The sequence below is a fragment of the Vulcanisaeta sp. genome (assembly GCF_049966235.1).
Lineage (GTDB): Archaea > Thermoproteota > Thermoprotei > Thermoproteales > Thermocladiaceae > Vulcanisaeta > Vulcanisaeta moutnovskia.
This window is the reverse complement of sequence record NZ_JBMFVA010000049.1, coordinates 1-2,598: the sequence shown is the minus strand read 5'-3', so window position 1 is coordinate 2,598 and position 2,598 is coordinate 1. Positions and strand designations below refer to the sequence as shown.

The window sequence follows — 2,598 nt, the reverse complement described above, 5'->3', positions numbered from 1 at the left end:
ACCTTCCCATCGTCGATATCTTCATAAATTACTCTAACATTACCATTGGGTAATCCCTCAATCTTAGCCACCCTACCACGCACGAACTTAATGCCCATTGCCCTGGCCTTCTGGTAAAATTCCTCGAAGCCTTTACCGGAAGCCCTTATGTCCATGCAGTATATTGTTACATCAGCCAATGGTACTGCCCCTAAGATTAACTGAGCCTGCTTTATTGAATACATGCAGCAAACTTGAGAACACCTGGGGTTCCCCACAGTCTTATCCCTAGAACCAACACAGAGCACATACCCAATACTACTTGGTTCCTTACCATCGGATGGCCTTAAAACAGAATTAAATGGCCTTGTGGGGGATAATAGTCTCTCCATTTGCATTGCCGTTATTACATTAGGTACCTTACCATAACCATAGGATTCCTTCCTCTCCGCAGGAAAAAGTCTGTAACCAGTGGTTATTATTAATGCGCGTGTCTTAACCCTATAGATCTTAGGCTTCTGAGTGAAGTCAATGGCTCCTGCGGGGCACACCCTTTCACATTGCCCACAGAAAATGCAGTTATCTACATCTACTACAGCTATCTTTGGGACGGCAGTATCAAAGGGTATGTATGCTGCCTTCCTCCCCCTAAGGCCATAATCCAACTCTTTTGGTATAACTACAGGGCATACGTCCTCGCATGTACCACATCCGGTACATAAGGTCTCATTAACAAACCTGGGCTTCCTCAGAACTGTGACTTCAAAATCGCCCCTTCCCTTAACATCAATATTGGTAACCTCTGAGTAGGTCCATAATTCTATGTTAGGGTGATGAGCAGCAGCTGCCATTTTCGGAGTTGATATGCAACTAGCACAGTCAAGAGTTGGGAATACCTTGCTTAGTAAAAGCATTTTACCACCTATAGTTGCCTCCTTCTCAACTAAGAGAACCTTATAATCCATTTCCGCTAAATCAAGTGCCGCCTCTATGCCCGCTATGCCGCCACCTATTACTACAACATCGTAGTTAAGTGGTTCATTCACGATTTCAGCCTTCTCAAGAATTTTCCTAAACAAGTCATTCCCCACGGTAACTCACCTTAACGGGGCCTAGTTTCATTAACCTAGAGTAAAAGTCATTCATTAATCTAGAGAAGGCTTCCCCACATACTGAGCAAATGGCGGCCATCCTAACTCTATCGGGTTCAATACCCCTATTGCTTAATAATTCTTGAGCCTCCTTAACATGCTTCGCAGTCCTGTCTGTGCAATCACTTAAGTATGGGCAATCAGTACCATCGGCAGCAATGAACACGCCATCGAAGCCGCTTTCAATTGCTACTAGTACCCACTCTGGCCTTATCATGGAGGAACATGGAACTTTAATCATGGTTGTTTGAGCTGGGTAACTCAAGTGCATTAAGCCGGCTGAACATATTCCAGGGTCTGAAATAATGTTTGTAGCGAAAATAAGAACTTGCGGTTTTGATTCTTTACTAGTCAATACTCGATCACCTACTTAATCACTTCATTCTCCTCACGAATATTCTCCAGTACCCAGGCTCCTCTATTGTGCCTAGGTATACATGCCCCATCTTCTTAGCCCAAAGGGGTAAGTCCCTTTTTGTACCAGGATCCGATGAGAGAGTTTCCAGTATTCCCCCAACTGGTACTTCAGTTATAGCCTGCTTAGCCGCCAGGAGAGGACCTGGGCAAGACATGCCCCTAGCGTCTACTGTCTTGTTTGGTTTAAGTTTCCTAAGCTCCTCGGGACTTAATTCACCCTTTATCTCGCTCATGTCCATCACCTACACGAATAGCGTTATGTCAGCTTCTGACATTTTATCCACCCATTCACCCACACCTATTATGTCATCAACTAGATCAACGAAATCCTCTTTCTTAGCCTTCCATATTGCAGCCGCCGTGGAGCACACATAAATCTTTAAGTTGCCCATCCTCTTAGCCTCCCTTAATAAATCAAACCATGATGGTAATTTCAATTCCTGCAACCTCTTAGCAACCTCAGAACTCAGGTTTTGAAATTCGCTAAAATTCATGTTCTTCTGTATAACATCCTTCCTAAAGGAATATGCCCCCCATAATTGAAGGAATAATTCAACCTCCATACCCATGGCCACTGCGCCAGAAACAAGCATAGCCAACCCGGTTAACCTATCTATACTGCCTGAGAATACGGCTACGGCCATTTTCTTCCTTTTCTCGCCCATAATATCACCACACTTTTAGCTCATGAATGGTTAAAATCTTTTATTTCACACTTGATGTGCAACAAGAAAAATATTGTGAGAAAATGTTAGGTTACTTTAAAATACGATTAGTCGTAATTAGTTATTTATTGGTAATTATTTTTATAACTGCAAATGTTCAACATAACTTCATTCTATAAGGCTTATTACCTAAAATCGTAATGTGCTAATAATGAGATAAGGGTTATAGCTTCATCAAGATTAAGGTACTGAGCCATAGGTTTTTAAAGCGTGCAGTGTCTCAATGCTGGTCTAATGATTAATACTAAGGTGAGTAGGTACTTACCGTACGTGGGTTGGAGGCCTCTTCAAGCTAAGATTGCTGACTTCATATACAGTAATTTAGG

General features: G+C 42.5%; 4 protein-coding genes. All 4 read right to left on the bottom strand.

Annotated elements, in window-relative coordinates; translation table 11 throughout:
- The coding region (locus ACP5L5_RS11560; protein ID WP_428763960.1) for an FAD-dependent oxidoreductase at nucleotides 1-1,070 on the bottom strand (1,070 nt) is incomplete at its 3' end.
- Nucleotides 1,060-1,485, bottom strand: a complete 426-nt coding sequence (locus ACP5L5_RS11555) for a hydrogenase iron-sulfur subunit (protein WP_428111270.1) — start codon at nucleotides 1,483-1,485, stop codon at nucleotides 1,060-1,062. The genes ACP5L5_RS11560 and ACP5L5_RS11555, both read right to left, overlap by 11 nt.
- Before the next feature lie 19 nt (nucleotides 1,486-1,504).
- Nucleotides 1,505-1,780, bottom strand: coding sequence for a sulfurtransferase TusA family protein (locus ACP5L5_RS11550; protein WP_428111271.1), 276 nt, complete (start codon nucleotides 1,778-1,780; stop codon nucleotides 1,505-1,507).
- A 9-nt stretch (nucleotides 1,781-1,789) separates the two neighbouring features.
- Nucleotides 1,790-2,212 carry a DsrE/DsrF/DrsH-like family protein gene (locus ACP5L5_RS11545; protein ID WP_428111272.1) on the bottom strand — a complete coding sequence of 141 codons (423 nt, stop codon included), beginning with the start codon at nucleotides 2,210-2,212 and terminating at the stop codon, nucleotides 1,790-1,792.
- Nucleotides 2,213-2,598: the final 386 nt, after the last annotated feature.

What these genes read in the sequence shown, in the direction of transcription:
- ACP5L5_RS11545 (WP_428111272.1), bottom strand. Translation starts at nt 2,212, where the DNA reads ATGGGCGAGAAAAGGAAGAAAATGGCCGTAGCCGTATTCTCAGGCAGT.
- ACP5L5_RS11550 (WP_428111271.1), bottom strand. Translation starts at nt 1,780, where the DNA reads ATGAGCGAGATAAAGGGTGAATTAAGTCCCGAGGAGCTTAGGAAACTT.